The 21,450-nt window shown below is 67.0% G+C and carries 20 protein-coding genes, 2 tRNA genes and 1 rRNA gene; 6 read left to right on the top strand and 17 right to left on the bottom strand.

What is annotated here, in order from left to right; genetic code table 11:
* Positions 1–47: 47 nt before the first annotated feature.
* Positions 48–776 carry a Crp/Fnr family transcriptional regulator gene (locus B9Y70_RS00115; protein ID WP_085548243.1) on the top strand — a complete coding sequence of 243 codons (729 nt, stop codon included), beginning with the start codon at positions 48–50 and terminating at the stop codon, positions 774–776.
* A gap of 1 nt (position 777) precedes the next feature.
* Here the strand turns inward: B9Y70_RS00115 and B9Y70_RS00110 are convergent, their stop codons facing one another.
* From B9Y70_RS00110 to ctaD, 3 genes are all read right to left on the bottom strand, one after another.
* Positions 778–1,518 (bottom strand): peptidyl-tRNA hydrolase, encoded by a 741-nt coding sequence (locus tag B9Y70_RS00110; protein ID WP_240309068.1) that lies wholly within the window; start codon positions 1,516–1,518, stop codon positions 778–780.
* Between the two features lie 5 nt (positions 1,519–1,523).
* Positions 1,524–2,834, bottom strand: coding sequence for a phosphoserine phosphatase SerB (gene serB, locus B9Y70_RS00105; protein ID WP_085548782.1), 1,311 nt, complete (start codon positions 2,832–2,834; stop codon positions 1,524–1,526).
* Positions 2,835–2,945: 111 nt separating this feature from the next.
* Positions 2,946–4,688, bottom strand: a complete 1,743-nt coding sequence (gene ctaD, locus B9Y70_RS00100) for an aa3-type cytochrome oxidase subunit I (RefSeq protein WP_085548242.1) — start codon at positions 4,686–4,688, stop codon at positions 2,946–2,948.
* A gap of 595 nt (positions 4,689–5,283) precedes the next feature.
* Between ctaD and B9Y70_RS00095 the strand changes: the two genes are divergently transcribed.
* Positions 5,284–6,003, top strand: coding sequence for a FadR/GntR family transcriptional regulator (locus B9Y70_RS00095; RefSeq protein WP_085548241.1), 720 nt, complete (start codon positions 5,284–5,286; stop codon positions 6,001–6,003).
* An 83-nt stretch (positions 6,004–6,086) separates the two neighbouring features.
* Here B9Y70_RS00095 and nrdE read toward each other — a convergent pair whose 3' ends face one another.
* The 4 genes from nrdE to ykgO all read right to left on the bottom strand — a co-directional run bounded on the left by nrdE (position 6,087) and on the right by ykgO (position 9,572).
* Positions 6,087–8,237: a class 1b ribonucleoside-diphosphate reductase subunit alpha gene (nrdE, locus tag B9Y70_RS00090; protein ID WP_085548240.1), complete on the bottom strand. Its 2,151-nt coding sequence runs from the start codon at positions 8,235–8,237 to the stop codon at positions 6,087–6,089.
* 37 nt (positions 8,238–8,274) lie between these two features.
* Positions 8,275–8,715 carry a class Ib ribonucleoside-diphosphate reductase assembly flavoprotein NrdI gene (gene nrdI / locus B9Y70_RS00085; protein WP_085548239.1) on the bottom strand — a complete coding sequence of 147 codons (441 nt, stop codon included), beginning with the start codon at positions 8,713–8,715 and terminating at the stop codon, positions 8,275–8,277.
* A 113-nt stretch (positions 8,716–8,828) separates the two neighbouring features.
* The gene (nrdH, locus tag B9Y70_RS00080) at positions 8,829–9,062 is read right to left on the bottom strand and encodes a glutaredoxin-like protein NrdH (RefSeq protein ID WP_085548238.1); all 234 of its coding nucleotides are present in this window, start codon (positions 9,060–9,062) and stop codon (positions 8,829–8,831) included.
* 387 nt (positions 9,063–9,449) lie between these two features.
* On the bottom strand, positions 9,450–9,572 hold the full coding sequence (ykgO, locus tag B9Y70_RS00075; protein WP_005511141.1) for a type B 50S ribosomal protein L36: 123 nt from the start codon (positions 9,570–9,572) through the stop codon (positions 9,450–9,452).
* Positions 9,573–9,993: 421 nt separating this feature from the next.
* On the opposite strand from ykgO, the gene nadE reads away from it, so the two are divergent.
* A complete protein-coding gene (gene nadE / locus B9Y70_RS00070; protein ID WP_085548237.1) occupies positions 9,994–10,827 on the top strand; it encodes an ammonia-dependent NAD(+) synthetase in 834 nt (277 codons plus the stop codon).
* On the opposite strand, the gene B9Y70_RS00065 is transcribed toward nadE, so the two are convergent.
* The 7 genes from B9Y70_RS00065 to pgm all read right to left on the bottom strand — a co-directional run bounded on the left by B9Y70_RS00065 (position 10,824) and on the right by pgm (position 15,470).
* Positions 10,824–11,582 carry a fructosamine kinase family protein gene (locus tag B9Y70_RS00065; protein WP_085548236.1) on the bottom strand — a complete coding sequence of 253 codons (759 nt, stop codon included), beginning with the start codon at positions 11,580–11,582 and terminating at the stop codon, positions 10,824–10,826. The genes nadE and B9Y70_RS00065 overlap by 4 nt on opposite strands.
* Positions 11,583–11,592: 10 nt before the next feature.
* Positions 11,593–12,015: a pyridoxamine 5'-phosphate oxidase family protein gene (locus B9Y70_RS00060; protein ID WP_085548235.1), complete on the bottom strand. Its 423-nt coding sequence runs from the start codon at positions 12,013–12,015 to the stop codon at positions 11,593–11,595.
* Between the two features lie 131 nt (positions 12,016–12,146).
* A tRNA-Ala gene (locus tag B9Y70_RS00055) sits at positions 12,147–12,219 on the bottom strand.
* Positions 12,220–12,242: 23 nt separating this feature from the next.
* Positions 12,243–12,315, bottom strand: a tRNA-Ala gene (locus B9Y70_RS00050).
* A gap of 102 nt (positions 12,316–12,417) precedes the next feature.
* Positions 12,418–13,149 (bottom strand): DsbA family protein, encoded by a 732-nt coding sequence (locus tag B9Y70_RS00045; protein WP_085548234.1) that lies wholly within the window; start codon positions 13,147–13,149, stop codon positions 12,418–12,420.
* A 30-nt stretch (positions 13,150–13,179) separates the two neighbouring features.
* Positions 13,180–13,737 (bottom strand): DoxX family protein, encoded by a 558-nt coding sequence (locus B9Y70_RS00040; protein WP_338025207.1) that lies wholly within the window; start codon positions 13,735–13,737, stop codon positions 13,180–13,182.
* 74 nt (positions 13,738–13,811) lie between these two features.
* Positions 13,812–15,470, bottom strand: a complete 1,659-nt coding sequence (gene pgm, locus B9Y70_RS00035; RefSeq protein WP_085548232.1) for a phosphoglucomutase (alpha-D-glucose-1,6-bisphosphate-dependent) — start codon at positions 15,468–15,470, stop codon at positions 13,812–13,814.
* A 198-nt stretch (positions 15,471–15,668) separates the two neighbouring features.
* Between pgm and B9Y70_RS00030 the strand changes: the two genes are divergently transcribed.
* From B9Y70_RS00030 to B9Y70_RS00020, 3 genes are read left to right on the top strand one after another with little or no spacing between them, the layout of a single operon-like run.
* Complete coding sequence (locus B9Y70_RS00030; RefSeq protein ID WP_085548231.1) at positions 15,669–17,087, top strand: alanine/glycine:cation symporter family protein; 1,419 nt, start codon at positions 15,669–15,671, stop codon at positions 17,085–17,087.
* 1 nt (position 17,088) lies between these two features.
* Positions 17,089–17,391 (top strand): fluoride efflux transporter family protein, encoded by a 303-nt coding sequence (locus B9Y70_RS00025; RefSeq protein ID WP_085548230.1) that lies wholly within the window; start codon positions 17,089–17,091, stop codon positions 17,389–17,391.
* On the top strand, positions 17,388–17,714 hold the full coding sequence (locus tag B9Y70_RS00020) for a fluoride efflux transporter FluC (RefSeq protein ID WP_085548229.1): 327 nt from the start codon (positions 17,388–17,390) through the stop codon (positions 17,712–17,714). The genes B9Y70_RS00025 and B9Y70_RS00020 overlap by 4 nt, the downstream gene beginning before the upstream one ends.
* Here the strand turns inward: B9Y70_RS00020 and B9Y70_RS00015 are convergent.
* The 3 genes from B9Y70_RS00015 to rrf form a co-directional block, all read right to left on the bottom strand.
* On the bottom strand, positions 17,711–20,257 hold the full coding sequence (locus B9Y70_RS00015; RefSeq protein ID WP_205410399.1) for an ABC transporter permease: 2,547 nt from the start codon (positions 20,255–20,257) through the stop codon (positions 17,711–17,713). The genes B9Y70_RS00020 and B9Y70_RS00015 overlap by 4 nt on opposite strands.
* Before the next feature lie 33 nt (positions 20,258–20,290).
* Entirely contained in the window at positions 20,291–21,100 is an 810-nt protein-coding gene (locus B9Y70_RS00010) for an ABC transporter ATP-binding protein (RefSeq protein WP_085548227.1), read from the bottom strand.
* Between the two features lie 254 nt (positions 21,101–21,354).
* Positions 21,355–21,450: ribosomal RNA gene (gene rrf, locus B9Y70_RS00005) — 5S ribosomal RNA — on the bottom strand; the annotation flags it as partial.

Genomic DNA, 21,450 nt, shown 5'->3' with positions numbered 1-21,450 from the left:
AAGTGGTTTCCTGACCCACAGTCTCCCACGATCGCTACGCTGGGGTCATGTCCCACCACCCCGTCCACCGCGGTTGCGCCCGCCCCCACCACTGTTCCCCGGACGTGCGGATGCAGGTGATGGCGCGCTCCCCCCTCACCCGCGCCCTGACGCGGGAGCAGCGGGAGGAACTGGACGGTCACCTGCAGGCCCTGTCCTGGGCGGCGGGTGATCCGCTCATGGTCGCCGGTGACACCCCGGGCGGCGTGTACCTCGTCATGTCGGGACGGGTGCGCATCACCCGCGACACCGTCGACGGCGACGAGATCACCGTCGACCTCGCCGCCCCCGGCGATGTCGTCGGCCCGCTCGACACCACCGTGGTCCCCACCCCGGATTCTGCGTGGGCGATGGAGACCACGTGCGCGCTGTTCCTGCGGACGGAGTCGCTGGCGGAGGTCGTCGAGACGTTCCCCGCGCTGGCGCTCGCCCTCCTGCGACTGCAGCAGGAACGGCTCACCCGCGCCCGCGAGCGGGAGGTCGCCCGCACCACCCGCACCGTCGAGCAGCGCGTCGCGGGGGTGCTGCTCTCCCTCGCCGACAGCCTCGGGCAGGAGCGTTCCGACGGCTCCGTGCTCCTGCAGGTCCGTCTGCGCCGCGACGACATCGCCGGCCTCGCCTCCACCACCGTGGAGTCGACCTCCCGCGCGATGTCGCGGATGAAGCGGAAGGGGCTCATCGATTCCGGTCGCGAATGGGTCGCGCTTCTCGACGTCCCCGCCCTCGCCGCCCTGTAGATCAGGACCGGGTCGGCGGGACGGCCAGCACGGTCAGTGCGTCGGGGGCCACCTCGGTGAACCCGGCGTCACGCACGGGGAGCGCACCCGGGCTGTCCAGGTGAGCGACGAACTCCGCGTTGGGTATCTCCCGAACCGCGAGCGCGAAACCGCTGTCCGCCCACTCCCGCACCTCGTCGAGGGTGAGGCGGGCGGCGAGCAGCATGCTGGCGTGGCCGACCTGGGCGGCCGCCTTGCCGGTGCTCATGCGCAGGTCGGCGTCGATGAGGATGACCGGCCACCGGGGGTCCGCCGGGCCGGGCTCGTCCTGCGGCAGCTCGGTGCCCTGGATCTGCAGTTTCCGCACCGGGGCGGGGACCGCGGCCACCGACGACGGCACGAACGCCCGGGCCTGCGCACCGCGGACGTCGACGGTGATGCCGGGGACCGCCTGGACGTCGTCCCACGCCTTGTTCCGGGCCCGACGGGCGACCTTCCGGATGAGGTGGTCGTACCACCCCTCGAGCCCGGCCCGCCACTGCGGATCGGTGGCGACCTGCGGGGCCAGACAGACGGCGACAACCGCCCGGGCCGCGGCCTCGAGGAGGTCGGTGCGGCGGGGCGGTTGCGGTTTCGGCACGTGCAGGGCGATCTGCATGGCCTGGACCGTCTCCGGGCGGGAGGGGTCCTCGTGGCGTTCGTGCCGGTTCTCGCTCACCCGGGCACGCAGGAGGGAATGCGCCGCGGCGAGCGGATCGGTCACCTCCACTAGCGGGCGGTGGCCTCGAGCGGGACGCGCCGGTAGGTGCCGTCCTCGAGGTCGGACTCGTCGATCTCCTCGCGCGGGACACCCAGAATGTGGAGGACCTCATCGAGGAAGGGGTGGTTGACGGAGGTGTCGGCGATCTCGCGGAGGGCCGGCTTCGCGTTGAAGGCGATGCCGAGGCCGGCAGCAGAGAGCATGTCGATGTCGTTGGCACCGTCACCGACGGCGACGGTCTGGTACATCTGCAGACCGGAATCGGCGGCGAACTCGCGCAGGAGCTCGGCCTTGCGGGCCCGGTCGACGATGTCGCCGATGACGCGGCCGGTCAGCTTGCCGTCGACGATCTCCAGGGTGTTGGCGCGGACGTAGTCGAGCTCGAGGTCGGCGGCCATATCCTCGAGGACCTGGATGAAGCCGCCGGAGACGACCGCCGTGCGGTACCCCATTTTGTGGAGGGTGCGGATGGTGGTGCGGGCACCCGGGGTGAGGACGATGTCCGCGGCCACAGCGTCGATGACGGAGGCGTCGAGACCCTTGAGGGTGGCGACGCGCTCGCGCAGGGACTCCTCGAAGTCGAGCTCGCCGCGCATGGCGCGCTCAGTGACCTCGGCGACCTCGGCCTCCTTGCCGGCGTGGGCGGCCAGCATCTCGATGACCTCGCCGGTGATGAGGGTGGAGTCGCAGTCGAAGCACACGAGGCGCTTGGAGCGGCGCAGCAGGCCGGCGCGCTCGATGGCGATGTCCACGCCCAGCTCGGTGGTCAGCTCGGCCAGTGCCTTACGCATGGCCATGCCGCCGCCCGGCTCCGGGTTGGCGATGGTGATCATGATCTCCAGGCCCGTGATCGGGTAGTCGGCGATGCCGCGGATGCGGTCGATGTTCGCCCCGTAGTTGGCCAGGGTCTGGCCGATGGAGGAGACGTCCTTGGCGGTGACCGGGTTGCCCAGGACCACGGCGACGTGGGTGGAACGCGGGGAGGAGGACAGGGCGTCCGACGCCAGGTCGAGGGACACGGACTGGCCGTGGCCGCGGAGGGTCTCGTCCAGGCCCTCGCGGAGACGCTCGACGCGGGCCGGGTCGACGCCGACGTAGGCGGCGAGGTTGAGGTAGCCGCGGAACTGGGACTGCTCGACGTCGAGAAGCTGCACGTTGTGCGCGGAGAGGACGCGGAAGAAAGCGGCGGTCACGCCGGGGCGGTCACGGCCGGTGAGGGTGATGACGGCGGACTCGAGGCCGGGCTGCAGGCCGACCTGCAGGGTGCCGGTGTTCTCGTCGTTCTCGTCGCTGACGGGGTTCTGGTCAAGATCTGCCACGGGGATCAATTCTTTCATGGAGGGGGTGGGGTTCAGACATGCCACAACCCCCGGCAGAGGATCTGCCGGGGGTTGTGTCAGTCGGAGGTGACTATGTCAGACCCTTGGTGTCTAGCGGACTTCAGCCGGAGACGGGGACTGGGTCTTCTCTGCACGCTCGTCGTGGTGGCCGGTGTGTGCCTCGCGGCGCATACGCTCGACCATGTGCGGGTAGTGCAGCTCGAATGCCGGGCGCTCGGAGCGGATACGCGGCAGGGAGACGAAGTTGTGGCGCGGCGGCGGGCAGGAGGTGGCCCACTCGAGGGAGTTGCCGTAGCCCCACGGATCGTCGACGGTGACGACCTCGCCGTAACGCCAGGACTTGAAGACGTTCCAGATGAACGGGATGACGGAGGCACCGAGCAGGAAGGAGAACACGGTGGAGATCTGGTTCAGCAGGGTGAAGCCGTCGGAGTCCAGGTAGTCGGCGTAACGACGCGGCATACCCATGTTGCCCAGCCAGTGCTGGACCAGGAAGGTGCCCTGGAAGCCGATGAAGGTGATCCAGAAGTGGATCTTGCCCAGACGCTCGTCCAGCATACGACCGGTCATCTTCGGGAACCAGAAGTAGACGCCGGCGAAGGAGGCGAACACGACGGTACCGAACAGGGTGTAGTGGAAGTGAGCGATGAGGAAGTAGCCGTCAGCCAGGTGGAAGTCCAGCGGCGGGGAGGCCAGCATGATGCCGGTCAGGCCACCGAAGAGGAAGGTGGCGGCGAAGCCGACCGCAAAGATCATCGGGGTCTCCCAGGTGATGTGACCCTTCCACATGGTGCCGACCCAGTTGAAGAACTTGACGCCGGTCGGGACCGAAATCAGGAACGTCATGAAGGAGAAGAACGGCAGCAGGACGGCACCGGTGACGAACATGTGGTGTGCCCACACGGCCATGGACAGGGCGCCGATGGCCAGGGTCGCGAAGACCAGGCCGATGTAGCCGAACATCGGCTTACGGGAGAAGACCGGGATGACCTCGGAGATGACACCGAAGAACGGCAGGGCGAGGACGTAGACCTCGGGGTGGCCGAAGAACCAGAACAGGTGCTGCCACAGGATCGCGCCACCGTTGGCGGTGTCGTAGATGTGCGCGCCGAGCTTGCGGTCGTACAGGACGCCGAGGGCGGCGGCGAGCAGCAGCGGGAAGATCATCAGGGCGATGACGGAGGTGACGAAGATGTTCCAGGTGAAGATCGGGAGACGGAACATGGTCATGCCCGGGGCACGCATCGTGAGAATGGTGGTGAGCATGTTGATGGCGGAGGCGACGGTACCGATACCGGTCGCGCCGACGCCGATGATCCAGAGGTCAGCACCGACACCCGGGGTGTGGACTGCATCGGACAGCGGGGAGTACATGGTCCAGCCGAAGTCGGCTGCGCCACCCGGGGTAAGGAAACCGGACAGCATCGCGACACCACCGACGGTGGTGATCCAGAAACCGAAGGCGTTCAGGCGGGGGAAGGCCACATCCGGTGCGCCGATCTGCAGCGGCAGGACGTAGTTCGCGAAACCCCAGACAATCGGCGTACCGAACAGCAGCAGCATCACGGTGCCGTGCATGGTGAACAGCTGGTTGAACTGCTCGTTCGACAGGAACTGCAGACCCGGGGTGAAGAGCTCCGCGCGGATCAGCAGGGCCATCAGGCCGCCGAGGAAGAAGAAGCTGAAGGACATGATGATGTAGTAGATGCCCAGCTGCTTGTGGTCGGTGGTGATCAGCATCTCCCAGGCACGCGAGCCCTTACGCTCGTTGCCGGTCGGCTGAGGACGAGTCGGCTCGATGTAATCATCAAGCCTTGGCGCCACTGCGGTCATAGTTCCTCCTGACTACGAGACAGTCCGCACAACACGGACTGCCAAGCTTTTACTGCGCCTCATCTTAAAGGACGCGTAAGAGAGATTTCCAGCCCATCTGGACTGGAGACGTAGTTCAGTCTAACCCCATGTCTCACACAAAACTCAAGGGCAGAGGGTTTTCTCTGCGAATCACCCCTGAATCGCCGGACACCCCCCTGGGTTTGTGACTGGTGCCACACTTGTGAACTGGGGGATTAACATTCTCGGCCATGACCGGGAACTCTCCACCACCCCCGGTCGATATCAACCTTTCGGTGGAGACGGCGGGTCGGGAACCTTTATCGACGTCGAACCGTATGCCGGCCCCGCTCTCCCGGGTGTCGACCATCGCGTGCACCGCCGACGATTCCTTATATATAAGGTGCGTTTTCGACGCCGCGTTCCCCCGGCGCAGGCCAGCCACCGTCCCGCCACCCCCGGAACCAGAAGACCGTGGCCCGAAACTGTCCCCTATCCGGTCCCCCGATTTGGAGGATGCGCCTGCATTCGTCCCGCTCCCGGGTTTAGAATGACTAATAATGCCGTACTCAGGATACGAAGGACACCAACTGCGATGACCGAGACTCCCCGTACCCCGGCCGCCCCCCTGTTGGACAACGTCCTCGCCGAACTCGGACAGGACATCATCTCCGGCACGCTTCCTGAGGGGCGCACATTCACCCTCCAGGACCTGTCGGACCGCTTCGACATCTCCCGCACCGTGGCCCGCGAGGCCATGCGCGCCCTGGAGCAGCTCGGCCTCGTCTCCTCCTCCCGCCGCGTGGGCATCACCGTCCGCCCCCGTTCCTCGTGGGCGGTTTTCGACCAGTCGATCATTGACTGGCGCCTGGCCTGCCCGAACGACCGCAACTCCCAGCTGCGCTCCCTCAACGAGCTCCGGACCGGCATCGAACCGCAGGCCGCCCGCCTCGCCGCACTCAACGCCGACCAGGGGCAGCGCGAGGAGCTGCTGTCGCTGGCCGGTCGGCTGCGGGAGCTCGGCGAGTCCGGGGCCGGCGCCTCCCAGGAGTTCCTGGAGGTGGACAGCCGCTTCCACAACCTGCTGCTCGAGGCCTCGGGCAACGAGATGTTCGCGGCGCTGGCCCCGCCGCTGCTCAGCGTGCTGCAGGGGCGCACCCGCTACGGGATGCAGCCGGCGGACCCGGCACCGGCCGCGATGTCCGCCCACGAGCAGCTGGCCCGCGCCATCGCGGACGGTGACGACGCCGCGGCGGAGGAGCAGTCGCGCCTGCTGCTCACCGAGGTGGCCCAGATGTTCGTCGACGACTACTGATCCCCTCCTCGCCCTCCGGAATCGCCGCAGGGCGCGGTCCCCTTCCCCGGGGAACCGCGCCCTGCGGCGTCACCGACTGTCTCCTACAGCATGCAGGAGACGCAGCCCTCGATCTCCGTGCCGGTCAGCGCGACCTGGCGGAGACGGATGTAGTACAGCGTCTTGATGCCCTTGCGCCAGGCGTAGATCTGGGCGCGGTTGATGTCGCGGGTGGTGGCGGTGTCCTTGAAGAACAGCGTCAGCGACAGGCCCTGGTCCACGTAGCGGGTGGCGATGGCGTACGTGTCGATGATCTTCTCGTAGCCGATCTCGTACGAGTCCTGGAAGTAGTCCAGGTTCTCGTTGTCCATGTGCGGCGCCGGGTAGTAGACGCGGCCGATCTTGCCTTCCTTGCGGATCTCGATCTTCGAGGCGATCGGGTGGATCGAGGAGGTCGAGTTGTTGATGTAGGAGATCGACCCGGTCGGCGGGACGGCCTGCAGGTTGCGGTTGAACAGGCCGTGCTCCATGACCTCGGCCTTGAGGTCGGCCCAGTCCTCGGCGGACGGGATGTGTGCGGAGGAACGCTCGAACAGCCCCTTGACCTTCTCGGTCTTCGGCGCGAAGTCGGCCGGGTCGAAGCCGTCGAAGTAGGTGCCGTCGGCGTACTTGGAGCGCTCGAAGCCGGAGAAGGTGGTGCCCCGCTCCTTGGCGATCTTGTTGGAGGCGCGCAGGGCCTGGTACAGCACGGCGGCGAAGTAGGCGTTGGTGAAGTCCAGTCCCTCCTCGGAGCCGTAGTAGATGTGCTCGCGGCCGAGGTAGCCGTGGAGGTTCATCTGGCCGAGGCCGATGGCGTGGGAGGCGTTGTTGCCCTCGCGCACGGACGGCACGGAATCGATGCTGGTGAACTCGGCGACGGCGGTCAGTCCGCGGATGGCGGTCTCGATGGTCTTGCCGAAGTCCGGCGAGTCCATGGCCATGGCGATGTTCATGGAGCCGAGGTTGCAGGAGATGTCCTCGCCGATGGTCTCGTAGGAGAGGTCCTCGTGGTAGGTCGAGGGGGTGTTGACCTGCAGGATCTCGGAGCACAGGTTGGACATGTTGATGCGGCCCTCGATGGGGTTGGCCGCGTTCACGGTGTCCTCGAACATGATGTACGGATAGCCGGACTCGAACTGGATCTCGGCGAGGGTCTGGAAGAACTGGCGCGCGTTGATCTTCTTCTTGGCGATGTTCGGGTCGTCGACCATCTCGTCGTAGAGCTCGGTGATGGAGATGTCGCCGAAGGGCTTGCCGTACTTGCGCTCCACGTCGTACGGGGAGAACAGGTACATGTCGTCGTTGCGACGGGCCAGCTCGAAGGTGATGTCAGGGATGACCACGCCGAGGGAGAGGGTCTTGATGCGGATCTTCTCGTCGGCGTTCTCGCGCTTGGTGTCGAGGAAGCGCATGATGTCCGGGTGGTGCGCATTGAGGTAGACGGCACCGGCACCCTGGCGGGCACCGAGCTGGTTGGCGTAGGAGAAGGAGTCCTCGAGGAGCTTCATCACGGGAATGACGCCGGAGGACTGGTTCTCGATGTGCTTGATCGGCGCGCCGGACTCACGCAGGTTGGACAGCAGCAGGGCGACGCCACCGCCGCGCTTGGACAGCTGCAGGGCGGAGTTGATGGCGCGGCCGATGGACTCCATGTTGTCCTCGATGCGCAGGAGGAAGCAGGAGACGAGCTCGCCGCGCTGGGCCTTGCCGGCGTTGAGGAAGGTCGGGGTGGCCGGCTGGAAGCGGCCGGTGAGGATCTCGTCGACGAGGCTCTCGGCCAGCGCGCGGTCGCCGTTGGCCAGGAAGAGGGCGGTCATGGTGACGCGGTCCTCGAAGCGCTCGAGGTAGCGGCGGCCGTCGAAGGTCTTGAGGGTGTACGAGGTGTAGTACTTGTACGCGCCGAGGAACGTCGGGAAGCGGAACTTGTAGGCGTACGCGCGCTGGAAGAGCTCCTTGATGAACTCGTAGTCGTAGGCCTCGAGAACCTCCGGCTCGTAGTACTTGTTGTCCACGAGGTACCGCAGCTTCTCGTCCAGGTCGTGGAAGTACACGGTGTTCTGGTTGACGTGCTGCAGGAAGTACTGGTTCGCGGCCTCGCGGTCCTTGTCGAACTGGATCTGACCGTTCTCGTCGTAGAGGTTGAGCAGCGCGTTGAGAGCGTGGTAGTCGAGCTGCTCCTCCTGGGAGATGGCGTGCTCGGTCGTCGTCGTGGTCAAGGTATCCGGTGCCTTTCAGTTCAGGTGAAGTGTGGTGTCAGCAGGAGGTCGTCTGGGGTTCGAGCCCCAGGGCCTCCGCGTTGGTGAGAAGCCCTTCCCGCAGGATACGCACATCCTCGGGGTTGCCCATCAGCTCGAAGCGGTAGACGTAGGGGACGTGGCATTTCCGTGCGATGATCTCCCCCGCCAGCCCGAAGTCGGAGCCGAAATTCGAGTTGCCGCCGGCGACGACCGCGCGGATGAGGCTGCGGTTGTGCTCGTTGTTGAGGAAGCGGATCACCTGCGAGGGGACCGGGCGGGAATTCTGGTGGGTGAGACCCGCGCCGCCGCCGTAGGTGGGACAGACGAGGACGTAGGGCTCATCGACGATGAGGGGTTCCTCGTGCTTGTACAGCGGGATGCGGACGTTGGGGAGGTCCAGCTTCTCGACGAAACGACGCGTGTTCTCCGACACGGAGGAGAAGTACACGACGAGCATCGTTGGTTCACGTCCTTAAACGAAACGCCGCCCGGCGTCTCGTGGGCGGCGTGGGGATGGGGATTGTCGTCGGCCCTGACTCCCGGCGGGGCCGATCAGGGGCGGGCAGTGCGTTAAGCGACGACAGCGGTGAGGCTGTTGATGCGCTCCGGGCGGAAGCCGGACCAGTGCTCGCCGTTGGCCTCCACGACCGGGGCCTGCAGGTAACCGAGGGCCAGGACGTAGTCGCGGGCCTCATCGTCGAGGCTGATGTCCACGGTGTCGTACTTCAGGCCGGCGCGGTCGAGGGCCTTCTCGGTGGCCTTGCACTGGACGCAGGCGGGCTTGGTGTAGAGGGTGATGGACATGGGAGTGGTCCTCATTCTTCTCGGCGAACGGGTCGTGGTCTGTAGATTCAGCAGGCCGCGGAGAGGGTGGTGGAGATGATTCCTGCCCCGTCCGGCGGCGACACCAACGACACTATACTTTGTGGTCGTTACCCGCAACCAGCACTACATTTAGTAGTTACACACGTGATATTCCCAGGATGACACTCCCCCGCCGCCCACATGTTGACCCCCTTCGCGGCGCCGAACAACACCGGCGGAACCACAACGCTGTGATTTCCCCAGCTCGCCCGACTTTCCCGTTATCCAATCGTTATACATAGACATGTGGCACCACCCCACCAACGGAGAACCGCCCGTCCGGAGAGTATCCGGACGGGCGGCAGCTCGTCGATAAGCGGAGAACGCTCAGCCCTGGCGGGCCTTGAAGCGCGGCTCCTTCTTGTTGATCACGTAGACCTTGCCGCGACGACGCACAACCTGGGCGCCCGGCTTGTTCTTCAGCGACCGAAGCGACTTGCGGACCTTCATCGGGCGCTCCTTTCTGTATGCGCGAATTCAGTTACGATGCGACTTTTCCAACATGGCCATACAGCCATGACACGAGGGAGTATGTTACCCCACGCCGCACGCAACCTCCAAAACGATCCCCGGGTGGCACTCGTGGCGAAGAACCGGGATCGCTGTCCATGTCCCCGAACGTGCCTCCCCTCGTCCCGTCACCACCCCGACCCGCGCGTGCGGCGGGGAGCAGACCAGCTGGGACTATGTGGGACCCAGGTACCGGCTCGGCGGCCGGCCGAAATCCCTGTGCCCGTGGTGTATCGCCTCTTCCCACACTGGTCGAGCACGGCTGGACCGCCACGCTCCTGTTCCGCTGTCTGCCCTGTGGCACGCTCGTGGCCTACTACGACATGGGTTAGCGCTCACCCACGCGGCTAGGATCGGTGCCATGACCCAGCCTGCCTCGCTCCAGAACGACATCATCGACGCGCTTCACGTCCAACCGCTTATCGACGCCCCCGCGGAGGTCACCGCCCGCGTCAACTTCCTCGTCGACTACCTCCGCGTCACCGGCATGAAGGGTTACGTCCTCGGGATCTCCGGCGGGCAGGACTCCACGCTGGCGGGCCGGTTGGCGCAGCTGGCCGTCGAGAAGCTCCGCGCGGAGGGCGGACAGGCCGAGTTCTGGGCGGTGCGTCTGCCCCACGGCGTGCAGGCCGACGAGGACGACGCGCAGATGGCGCTTGACTTCATCAACCCCGACCACCGCCTCACCGTCAACATCGCCGGCGCCACCGGCGAGATGGCCGGGGCCGTCACTGCGGCCCTGGGCAGGGAGGAACTCGGCGACTTCAACGAGGGCAACGTCAAGGCCCGCCAGCGCATGATCGCCCAGTACGCCCTCGCCGGTGAGGTCTCCGCCCTCGTCATCGGCACGGATCACGCCGCGGAGAATCTCACCGGGTTCTTCACCAAGCACGGCGACGGGGCCGCAGATGTCCTGCCGCTCGCCGGCCTGAACAAACGCCAGGGGGCGCAGCTGCTCGCGGAGCTCGGGGCCCCGGAGGCCACGTGGACGAAGATCCCCACCGCCGACCTCGAGGACGACCGGCCGGCGCTGCCCGACGAGGAGGCACTCGGCGTCACCTACGCCCACATCGACGACTTCCTCGAGGGCCGCGACGTGCCCGACGAGGCACGAGCGCGCCTCGAGCACCTGTGGCGCATCGGTGCCCACAAGCGGCACCTCGCCCCGGGCCCGCACGACACCTGGTGGCGTTAGCCCAGTTTCTCCAGCGTCTCCCGCGCCGCTGTCACCAGCGGCCGGGCGTAGCTGCGCCCGTGGGTGAGGGTGTGCACCGCCAGGGGGTGGAGCTGGTGCAGGGGGAAATACTCCCGGAAGTCCTCCGGCAACGGCGTGACCTCCTGGTAGCCGCGCCACACGTCCTCCCGGAACGGCACACCGAACAGGGCGAGCATCGCCAGGTCAGTCAGGGGGTGCCCGCCGTGGGCGGCCGGGTCGATGAACACGGGGCCCTCGTCGGAGAAGAGCAGGTTGCCCGCCCACAGGTCACCGTGGATGCGGGCGGGTGCGACGTCCCACCGCGTCACGACCACCGCGGCGCACGCCTGCGCCACCAGGGCCATCCCCTCCGCGTCGAGGTTCCCGGCCTCCACGGCGCGGCGGGCGAAGGGCAGGACCCGCTGGTTGACGTAGAACTCACCCCAGTGCTCGTGCGGGGTGCACTCCTGCTCCTGCGTGCCGATGTAGTTCGGCCCCTCCCAGCCCGTCGGCGGGGCTCCGAAGGCCCCGGCGCCCGCGGTGTGGATGCGGGCCAGCTCCCGGCCGGCCTGGCGCGCGGCGTCCTGGGAGGGGCTCACCTCGTGCACGCGGCGGGTCTGCAGGATATTGCGCTCCGCGTCGAGGCCCACCACCTCTGCCACGCAGTCGGAGGCCTCCCGGAGCCACCGCAGCCCCGCGGCCTCCGCTTCTGCGGATCGGGGCTCACGGGGCTGCTTGGTGAATACGTCAGTCATACACGCCAGACTAGTAGCGCTCCGGCTCCTCGCCGACCTCGAACTCGCGGCCGGAGATGTCGGAGGCGTTGATGCGCACCCAGTTGTACTTGAGGGTCGGGGCCCACGGCTTGAGGCCCAGGGTCTCGGCGTGGTCGATGTCGGCCGGCTTCTCCAGGACCTCGGCGGTGCCCTTGATGATGACGGACCAGGCGGTCTCGCCCTTGAGTCCGTCGGCCTCGAAGAGGACGTCCTGGTTGAGGCTCAGGGTGAACAGCTTGGAACCCTCCGCGGTGCGGAAGTAGATGGACTCACCGTCGACGACGAAGTTGATGGGGAAGATCTCGATGTCCTCCTTGCGGCGCATCACGATGCGGCCGGGCTGCACGTCCTCCAGGTAGGCGAGGGACTGCTCGGTGCTCAGGGTGCGGAAGACATCATCGTTGAAGGACATGGGTACGGAAACTCCTCGGTCGGTTCGACGCAGGTGCGTTCGTGGATACCTCTTACATTACGTCGCCGCGGAATCCGATGAGCAATGAGTACAAAAAGAGGCCCACCCGAAGGTGAGCCTCTTTTCACGAGTGGAGCTAAGGGGACTCGAACCCCTGACCCCCACACTGCCAGTGTGGTGCGCTACCAGCTGCGCCATAGCCCCGTGATGGTTATTCAGTTGTGTAGTGGAGCTAAGGGGACTCGAACCCCTGACCCCCACACTGCCAGTGTGGTGCGCTACCAGCTGCGCCATAGCCCCTTGGAACTTGCTTCAATGTACACGCCCACGCGCTTCAGAACCAAATCCCCTGGTCAATTGCTTGTCGACGTCCCGCGCGGGACGTCGACAAGCAATCGGACATTAACCGAGGACGACGTCCATCCACTGGTTGATGTCGGCGACCTCGACGTCCTGGCCGTCCTGGATGACGCGCGGCGAAGACACGGAACCGGTCTCGGTGTTGAGCTTGTCGGCGTTGGCGGTGGCCAGCGCGTTGGTCGGCTCGACGTTCTCGCCGGAACGGATCTTCTCGACGGTCTCGTCGGAGGCACCGAACTGCTTCGCGGCGTCGGCGAAGTCGTCGTTGGACCACTTGTTGTAGATGTCCTGCTGGTCCTCCATCAGGTAGGCGCGGAGGTTCCAGTAGGCGTCGGTCTCGCCGGCCTCGGCCAGGGCCAGGACAGCGGCGGCGGCGCGGGTGGAGTGGCCGTCGATGCTGCCGCGGTCGAGGAAGTTGAGGGTGCGGACGTTGACCACGAGGTCGCCCTCCTCCACGGCGGCCTGCATCTGCTCGTCGGTGTTGACGGCCAGCTGACCACAGTAGGAGCAGGAGAAGTCCTCGTAGAGGTCGACGACCTCGGCGTCCGCCTTGGCGTCGGCGGAACGCAGGGTGACGGCGTTGTCGGAGAACTCGGACTCGAAGGCGACGTCGATGGTCTCCCGCTCGGCGAGGTGCTCGGTCTTCTTGCCCTGGCCCGACATGACGATGTAGCCGATGACCACGGCCGCGATGGCGACGACCGCCACGATGGCCCAGATGAAGCCGCTGCCGCCCTTGGAGTTGGGGTTGCTGACCTTGGTGGACTTGCTCACAGTTGCTGTTCCTTGCTTATTCAGGGTGAATCAGGGGTAAAGGGCGAAACGCTTGAACGGACGGTAGACCGTCCACAGCGACAGCGCCAGGAAGACGAGATCACGCAGGATGGTGATGAGGTAGTCCATGGCCTGCCCGTCGGTGTTGGGCTCGATGTTGAAGCAGCCGCAGTCGATTGCCAGGCCGCGCGCCCATGCGGAGGCGACGCCGACGATGAACAGGACCATCACCCAGGACGCCACCTTGCTCGACTGGCGGAGGAAGATGCCCAGCAGCAGCAGGACACCGCCGGCGATCTCCAGCGGGCCGATGAGGCGCGCCAGCAGATCCGACCAGTAAGGGGTGAAGATCTCGTACGCGGCGATCGCCTGCGTCATGTTCATGTGGTCGTTGAGCTTGGGGATGCCCGCCGAAATCCACACGTACGCCATGTAGAAGCGCGCGAAGGCGCTGATGGCGTCGAGGATGCGCTGCCCGGTGCGTCCCGACCAGAAGCCGGCGCCGGGGGAAGAGGAGACGTCGGCCTCGGCGCCCGGGTTCTCCCGGGTGCCTGCCGACGTCATCAGGGCCTGTTCAGTAGTGGACACATCCCCAGACCTTAGTGCACGCACCTACCTGCAGCCCATATGAATTTCACCATATCGGCGAATATCACAGGGTCCTACTGGCCGAGCACCTGGGAGACCACAGCCTGCGCCTCCTGCTGCACCTGGCGGAGGTGCTCCTCACCCCGGAAGGACTCGGCGTAGATCTTGTACTTGTCCTCGGTGCCGGAGGGGCGGGCCGCGAACCAGGCGTTCTCGGTGGTGACCTTGAGGCCGCCGATCGCGGCGTCGTTGCCCGGGGCGTTGGTGAGCTTCGCTGTGATCGGCTCGCCGGCCAGCTCGGTGGCGGTGACCTGCTCCGGGGACAGCGCCTTGAGGATGGCCTTCTGCTCGCGGTTGGCCTCGGCGTCGGTACGCGCGTAGGCGGGGGCACCGTACTCGGCGGCGAGCTCGGCGTAGCGCTGCGACGGGGTCTTGCCGGTCACGGCGGTGATCTCCGCGGCGAGCAGGTCGAGGATGAGGCCGTCCTTGTCGGTGGACCACACCTGGCCGTTGCGGCGCAGGAAGGAGGCGCCCGCGGACTCCTCACCGCCGAAGCCGACGGAGCCGTCGATGAGGCCCGGGACGAACCACTTGAAGCCGACCGGCACCTCGACCAGCTTCCGGCCGAGCTTCGCGACGACGCGGTCGATCATCGAGGAGGACACCAGGGTCTTGCCGACGGCGGTGTCCGCCGCCCACTCCGGGCGGTTGGCGAAGAGGTACTCGATGGCCACCGCCAGGTAGCGGTTGGGGTTCATGAGGCCGTGGTCCGGGGTGACGATGCCGTGGCGGTCGGCGTCGGCGTCGTTGCCCGTGGCGATGTCGTACTTGTCACGGTTGGCGATGAGGGAGGCCATGGCGTCCGGGGAGGAGCAGTCCATGCGGATCTTGCCGTCGGTGTCCAGGGTCATGAAACGCCAGGTGGCGTCGACCTCGGGGTTGACCACGGTGAGGTTGATCTTGTGGGTGTCGGCGATGGCACCCCAGTAGTCCACGGAGGCGCCACCCATCGGGTCGGCGCCGATGGACAGGCCGGAGTCGCGGATGGCCTCGATGTCGACGACGCTGGGCAGATCCCGGACGTAGGTGTCCATGAAGTTGTACTTCTCGGCGCGCTCGTCGAGGACGCCGGTGACCGGGGTGCGCCGGACACCCTCGAGGTCGGCGCGCAGGTACTCGTTGGCGCGCTCGGCGATCCAGTCGGTGGCGTCGGTGTCGGCCGGGCCGCCGGACGGCGGGTTGTACTTGAAACCACCGTCGCGCGGCGGGTTGTGGGACGGGGTGATGACGATGCCGTCGGCACGTTTCGGGTCGGTGCCGGTCACGCCACCGGCGAGGCCGGCGTTGTGGGCGAGAATGGCGTGGGAGACGGCCGGGGTCGGGGTGTAGCGGCCCCGGTCGTCGACCAGCACGGCGACGTCGTTGGCGAGGAGCACCTCGAGGGCGGAGACCATCGCCGGCTCGGAGAGCGCGTGCGGGTCGCGGCCGACGAAGACCGGGCCGCCGATGGAGTTCTCACGGCGGTAGTCGACGATCGCCTGGGTGGTGGCCCAGATGTGCTGCTCGTTGAAGGCGTTGTCGAGGGAGGATCCGCGGTGACCGGAGGTGCCGAAGGCGACCTGCTGGTCCGGGTTGTCGACGTCGACCTCGCGGGTGTAGTACGCGGTGACCAGTTCCGCGATGTCGATGAGGTCCTCGGGACGGGCCGGCTGGCCTGCGCGCTCGTGTGCCATGTCTCTCCTTGAAAACGGTGTTCGCCAACAGTCCCCTCCCATTGTCGTCGCCGGCCCCGGTCCCCGCACGGGTGCGCCCGCCCCCTGCCCGTCTGCCACCCCCGGCAGGGGGCAGTGCCCCTCCACCCTTTGAATGACATTACGAGCACACCGCTCCCCGATGTGGCCGGCGCCACACTCTGGTAGTACCTTGAGCGCATGGAATCGCTGCAGAACGCCTTCGACACCGCCGGTGGTGTCGTCTGGGGACCGTTCGTCCTCATCCCCCTCCTCCTCGGCACCGGCCTGTACCTCACCGTCCGCCTGGGCGGCATCCAGTTCCGCACCCTGGGACGAGCGATGCGCCACGGACTCATCGACAACTCCGACACCGACGGCAAGGGTGACATCTCCAACTACCAGGCGCTGACCACGGCGCTGGCCGCCACCGTCGGCGTCGGCAACATCGTCGGTGTGGCCACGGCCATCTCCGTCGGTGGCCCCGGTGCGCTGTTCTGGATCTGGGTGACCGGCCTCGTCGGCATGGCCTCGAAGTACACGGAGGCGTTCCTCGGTGTGCGCTTCCGCACCACCGACGCCAAGGGTGAGATCTCCGGTGGCCCGCAGTACTACCTCAAGCGCGGCATCTCCGGCCCGCTGGGCAAGATCCTCGGCGTCTCCTTCGCCGCGTTCGCGGTCATCGCGTCCTTCGGCATCGGCAACATGACGCAGGCCAACGCGGTCGCCTCCAACATGGAGGGCACCTTCGGCATCGATCCGATGCTCACCGGCGTCATCATCTTCATCTTCGTCGGCGCCGTCCTGCTCGGCGGCATCCAGGCCATCGGCCGCATCACCGCCGCCTTCGTCCCGATGATGATCATCCTCTACGTCACCGCCGGCATCGTCGTCCTCATCCTGCAGGCCGGCCAGATCCCGGCCGCCCTGGCGCTCATCTTCACCGACGCCTTCACCGGCACCGCAGCGACCGGTGGCTTCGTCGGCGCCGGCATCATGCTGGCCATCCAGTTCGGTGTCGCCCGCGGCATCTTCTCCAACGAGTCGGGCATGGGTTCCGCCGCCATCGCCGCGGCCGCCGCGAAGACCTCCCACCCCGTGCGTCAAGGCCTCGTCTCCATGACGCAGACCTTCATCGACACCCTCATCGTCGTCACCATCACCGGCCTGGTCATCGTCACCGCCGGTGTGTGGGACACCGGCCGCGAGACCGCCGGCGTCATGACGGCCAACGCCTTCTCCACCGCCCTGCCGGGCGAGTGGGGCGGCACGATCGTGTCCCTGTCGATCATCTTCTTCGCGTTCTCCACCCTCATCGGCTGGTCCTACTACGGCGAGCGTTCCCTGGAGTCCCTCGTCGGCCGCATCGGCACGATCCCCTACCGCATGTTGTTCACCATCACCGCCCTCATCGGCGCGACCGTGGAGCTTGACCTCGTGTGGTCCTTCTCCGACCTGGCGAACGGCCTCATGGCCCTGCCGAACCTCGTCGGCCTGCTCATCCTCTCCGGCCTCGTGGCCCGCGAGACGAAGGCGTACCTCAAGTTCGACCCGAAGCTCCGAGCGACGCCGGAGGAGGTCGCCGCCTTCCTGCGTGCCCAGGGCAGTGACTGGAAGTAGCGTGCTCCGCGACGCCGCCCTCACCGGCCTCGGTGCCGCCCTCGGCGCCGTGGCCCGCTTCGCCCTCGACGGCGTTCTCCCCCTCCTCGGGGTCAACGTCGTGGGGGCGTTTCTCATGGGCCGGCTGCGCCCCGGCGTCTTCTGGGGGCCCGGCGTCCTCGGGGGTTTCACGAGCTTCTCGACGTTCGCGTACCTCACCGCCGACCTCCCCCTCCCGGAGGCGGCCGGCTACGTCGCCGCCACACTGTTCGGGTGTGTGGCCGCCTGGTGGCTGGGGGATGTGCTGGCCGGGAGGCACCCATGAGCGCGGTTCTGGCAGTGGCGCTCGGCGGTTTCCTCGGCGGGGCGCTGCGGTCCCTGCTGGCCGGCTGGCCGGGCGGTCTGTGGGGCACGTTCACCGCGAACCTCGTGGCGGTGGTGGTGCTCGGGCTGACCCTGGGATACGGCGGGCTGCCTGCGCTGGCCGCCGGGGTCGGCTTCGCCGGGGCCCTGTCCACGTGGTCGACGCTGGCCCGGGAGATCGGGGATCTGCTGCAGGCGCGTCGTCACGCTCTCGTCGCCGGATACGCGACAGCCACGCTCACCGCCGGGCTGGCGGTGGCGTGGCTGCTCATGGCGCGCCCCTAGTCGGAGATGGCGTCCAGCGGCGGGGTCTTGGCCGCCCGGTTGGCCGGCCAGATGGCGGCGACGACGCCCACCACCGCGGAGCCGGCGAGCATCCAGGCCAGCTGTCCCCACGGCACGGACAGTGTGTCCAGGCCCTCGTCCTTGAGCACCTCGAGGAAGGCCCAGCCCAGGCCGAGGCCGATGAGGATACCCATGACGGCGCCGAACACGGCGATCTGCACGGCCTCGAGGGTGATCATGGTGCGGATCTGGCGTCGCTGCGAGCCGACGGCACGGAGCATGCCGATCTCCTGGCGACGCTCGATGACACCCAGGGTGAGCGTGTTGACGATGCCCAGCACCGCGATGATCACCGCGAGTGCCAGCAGGGCGTAGAGGATGTTGAGCATGAGGTCGATGGCCTCACCCGCCTGGCCCGCCATCTCCTCGGTGCTCATCACCTGCACGACGATGAGTCCCTTGACGGCCTCCTCGAGGTTGGCGCGCAGCTCGTCCTCGCTGACGGAGCCGTCACCGTTGACGCCGACCATGGCGACGCTCATCGCCCCCGGCGGGAGCATGCCGTCGACGTTCTGGTCGGAGATGACCATGTTCTGGATCATGTTGTTCGGTTCGAAGATGCCGACGACCTCGATGTCGCGCGGGTCTGCCCCGACTCCCGGGGCGGTGAGTTCGAGGGTGTCGCCCAGCGACCATCCCTGACGCTCCGCGAAGACGGTGGTCACCAGGACACCCGGGGTGGACTCGAGGTCGGAGGTGCCCTCGGTGACGTCGATCTGCGCCATCTCGGAGACGTCCCCGTCGATGACCATGGTCATGGAGTGCGGGCCCATGGCCTGGGAGGCGGCCCCGTCGACAAGCACGGGGGCGGTGGACATCGTGAGCACCTTCTCCACGCCCTCGACGTCGCGGACCGCATCCGGGGTGCCGGCGGGCGTCGGGAAGTTGGAGTTGGTCGGGCCGGAGAGGACGAAGTCCGCGTTGGTGTTGTTCTCCACGACGTCGGAAATCGAGGCCTTCATCGTGTCACCGAGCATGCCGATGGCGGTGACCAGGGCGACGCCCAGCGTGAGCGCGAAGGCGGTGGCCGCGGTGCGGCGCGGGTTGCGGCGCGAGTTCGTCGACGCCAGCTTGCCGACGGCCCCGAAGGGCAGGCCGATGATCCGGCCGAGCGTCGGCACGATGGGCAGTGACATGGCGGGGCCGGCGAAGAAGAAGCCGACGATGACGCCGACGGCACCGACGCCGACCAGCGACGCGCGGGTGGAGGTGGACGAATCCCCCATGACCGCGCCCGCGACGGCGGCCGCGATGCCGACACCCATGAGCAGCAGTCCGATGATGGTGCGGGTCTTGAGCGGCTGATCCGTCGACGCCTCGCTGGAGCGCATCGCCTCGACGGGCTTGACCTCGCCGGCGCGGCGGGCGGGGATCCAGGCGGAGATGATGGTGACCAGGGTGCCCAGGATGATGGGCACGATGACGGCGGACGTCGACAGGCCGAGCCCGGAGTCGGGGAGCTCGAGGCCCTGCATCGACATGATCGCCTTGATGGCGGCCACCAGGCCGATGCCGGCGAGTACGCCGATGGCGGAACCGATGAGGCCGACGATGAGCGCCTCGAAGACGACCGACCGGGTGATCTGCTGCCGGGCGGCACCGAGCGCGCGCAGAAGCGCGAACTCCTTGGTGCGCTGCGCCACGATCATGGAGAACGTGTTGGCGATGAGGAACGTGCCGACCAGCAGAGCAACGAGGCCGAACGCGATGAGGAAGTAGTTGACGAACGACAGGGCATCGGACATCACCTCGGTCAGCCGCTCGGCGAGAGCGTCCCCCGTCTCAACCTCGATGCCCTCGTAGTTCTCCTCAAGGTGGGCGACCAGATCGGTGTCGCTGGTGCCCTCCGCGGCGGACAGGATGAGCTGGTTCGTCGTGCCCTCGAGGGTGTAGCGGTCGAGGAAGTCGGCCTCGGGCATGTACGCGGCGAGAACGTTGCGGGAGTCGAGCTCCACCTCGTAGATGCCGGTGACCACGACGTCGTGCCGCTCCTGCGGATCGACGAGCAGGAGCTCATCGCCGACGGAGATCCCGAAGTTCTCGGCCCCCTCCTTGTTGATGACGATCTCGTTCGCCGCCTCCGGGGACTCGCCCTCGACGATCGCGTGCGGGGCACCGACCACCTCCTCGGACTCGTACCAGGGAGCCAACGATGAGGTGCCGCCACCGACCTGGAAGGGCTCCTCCCGGTCGTTGGCCATGACGACGCTCTGCGACGCCGTGAGGTTGACGTCATTGACCTTGTCGTCGGCGGCGATGTCCTCGCGGAGGGACGCCGGGATGCCCGGGAGGTCCTCGCCCGGGCTCACGACGGCGTCGACACCGTCGTAGGCGCTGCTGACCGCCGACTTGAACGTCGAGTCGAGGGAGTTGGTGAACATGAACGCGCCGGAGATGAAGGCCGTGCCGAGCACGACCGCCAGGACCGTCAGCGCGAGGCGCAGTTTGTGCGCCGCGATGTTGCGCAGGCTGACCTTGCGCATGGTGGAGTTCTTCGCCACGAGTACTCCCCCGGCCTAGCGCTCGACGCCGGCCATGGCGGCGAGGATGTCGTCCATGGTCGGGTCGATGAGCTCGTTGACCAGCCGCCCGTCGGCGAGGAAGACGACGCGGTCTGCGTAGGAGGCGGCCTTGGCGTCGTGGGTGACGATGACCACCGTCTGGTCATCCTGGTCCACCGCAGTCCGCAGGATGGTGAGCACCTCGGCGGCCGAGTTCGAGTCGAGGTTACCGGTGGGCTCATCACCGAAGATGATGTCCGGGCGGGACACCAGAGCGCGGGCACACGCCACACGCTGCTGCTGGCCGCCGGAGAGCTCCGCCGGGCGGTGGGTCAGGCGCTCGGCCAGGCCGAGGCGGGTGGTGATCTCCTCGAACCACTGCTTATCGACGTCGCGTCCCGCGATATCGGACGGCAGCGTGATGTTCTCCGCGGCCGTCAGCGTGGGCACAAGGTTGAAGGACTGGAAGATGAAGCCCAGCCGATCGCGGCGCAGATCCGTCATCTCCTTGTCCCGCAGGCGGGACAAATCGGTGTCTCCGATGAGCGCGGAACCGGACGTCGCCGAGTCGAGGCCGGCCATGCAGTGCATGAGGGTCGACTTTCCCGAACCCGAGGGGCCCATGATCGCCGTGAACTGATTCCTGGCGAACGCGACGTTGACGTGGTCCAGCGCGGTCACCGCGGTCTCACCCTCGCCGTACAGCTTGTGCAGATCAACTGCGCGGGCGGCGTATTCGACGCCCCCTGCCGGCTGGCCGGCCTGCTCAGCGGCGGCCACGTTGTCGGCGTTGTCCACGGTCTCCGGAGACCCGTTCTCTGTCATGATAAAAAGTCTTCTCCTGCACTAGTTAGTTCTTGAAGAACCACGTTAACCGCATAAAGCATACGGAACATCGGGGTCTTCCCCGATCTTCGGGGTGAATCCCCGGTGCGCCAACGTAGAGATAACTGGCAACCGAATAGACGGTACCCGTTGCCGGATGTATTGGGAATCCGGAATCGTGAAAGAAACACCCCGGTCAGACGTGGTGTCTGTCCGGGGTGCTCCGTGTGTTATTGAGTTGTTGTTGTTTTTAGTGTCGGCGGTAACTTACTCTCCCACACCCTCCCGAGTGCAGTACCATCAGCGCGGGCAGGCTTAGCTTCCGGGTTCGGAATGGGACCGGGCGTTTC

This window comes from Corynebacterium pollutisoli (genome assembly GCF_900177745.1).
In the GTDB taxonomy this organism is placed as follows: Bacteria; Actinomycetota; Actinomycetes; order Mycobacteriales; family Mycobacteriaceae; genus Corynebacterium; species Corynebacterium pollutisoli.
Note: the sequence above shows the minus strand (reverse complement) of the source record. Positions and strands in the feature narration are given on the sequence as shown.

Excerpts from the sequence above, each read along its gene's own strand:
- nrdI (WP_085548239.1), bottom strand. The coding sequence starts at position 8,715 with ATGCTCGTCGTGTACTTCTCCTCCGTGTCGGAGAACACGCGTCGTTTC.
- pgm (WP_085548232.1), bottom strand. The coding sequence starts at position 15,470 with ATGGCACACGAGCGCGCAGGCCAGCCGGCCCGTCCCGAGGACCTCATC.
- B9Y70_RS00060 (WP_085548235.1), bottom strand. The coding sequence starts at position 12,015 with ATGTCCTTCAACGATGATGTCTTCCGCACCCTGAGCACCGAGCAGTCC.
- nrdH (WP_085548238.1), bottom strand. The coding sequence starts at position 9,062 with ATGTCCATCACCCTCTACACCAAGCCCGCCTGCGTCCAGTGCAAGGCC.
- B9Y70_RS00030 (WP_085548231.1), top strand. The coding sequence starts at position 15,669 with ATGGAATCGCTGCAGAACGCCTTCGACACCGCCGGTGGTGTCGTCTGG.
- B9Y70_RS00065 (WP_085548236.1), bottom strand. The coding sequence starts at position 11,582 with ATGACTGACGTATTCACCAAGCAGCCCCGTGAGCCCCGATCCGCAGAA.
- B9Y70_RS00095 (WP_085548241.1), top strand. The coding sequence starts at position 5,284 with ATGACCGAGACTCCCCGTACCCCGGCCGCCCCCCTGTTGGACAACGTC.
- B9Y70_RS00015 (WP_205410399.1), bottom strand. The coding sequence starts at position 20,257 with ATGCGCAAGGTCAGCCTGCGCAACATCGCGGCGCACAAACTGCGCCTC.
- nadE (WP_085548237.1), top strand. The coding sequence starts at position 9,994 with ATGACCCAGCCTGCCTCGCTCCAGAACGACATCATCGACGCGCTTCAC.
- B9Y70_RS00010 (WP_085548227.1), bottom strand. The coding sequence starts at position 21,100 with ATGACAGAGAACGGGTCTCCGGAGACCGTGGACAACGCCGACAACGTG.
- B9Y70_RS00115 (WP_085548243.1), top strand. The coding sequence starts at position 48 with ATGTCCCACCACCCCGTCCACCGCGGTTGCGCCCGCCCCCACCACTGT.
- B9Y70_RS00020 (WP_085548229.1), top strand. The coding sequence starts at position 17,388 with ATGAGCGCGGTTCTGGCAGTGGCGCTCGGCGGTTTCCTCGGCGGGGCG.
- ctaD (WP_085548242.1), bottom strand. The coding sequence starts at position 4,688 with ATGACCGCAGTGGCGCCAAGGCTTGATGATTACATCGAGCCGACTCGT.
- ykgO (WP_005511141.1), bottom strand. The coding sequence starts at position 9,572 with ATGAAGGTCCGCAAGTCGCTTCGGTCGCTGAAGAACAAGCCGGGCGCC.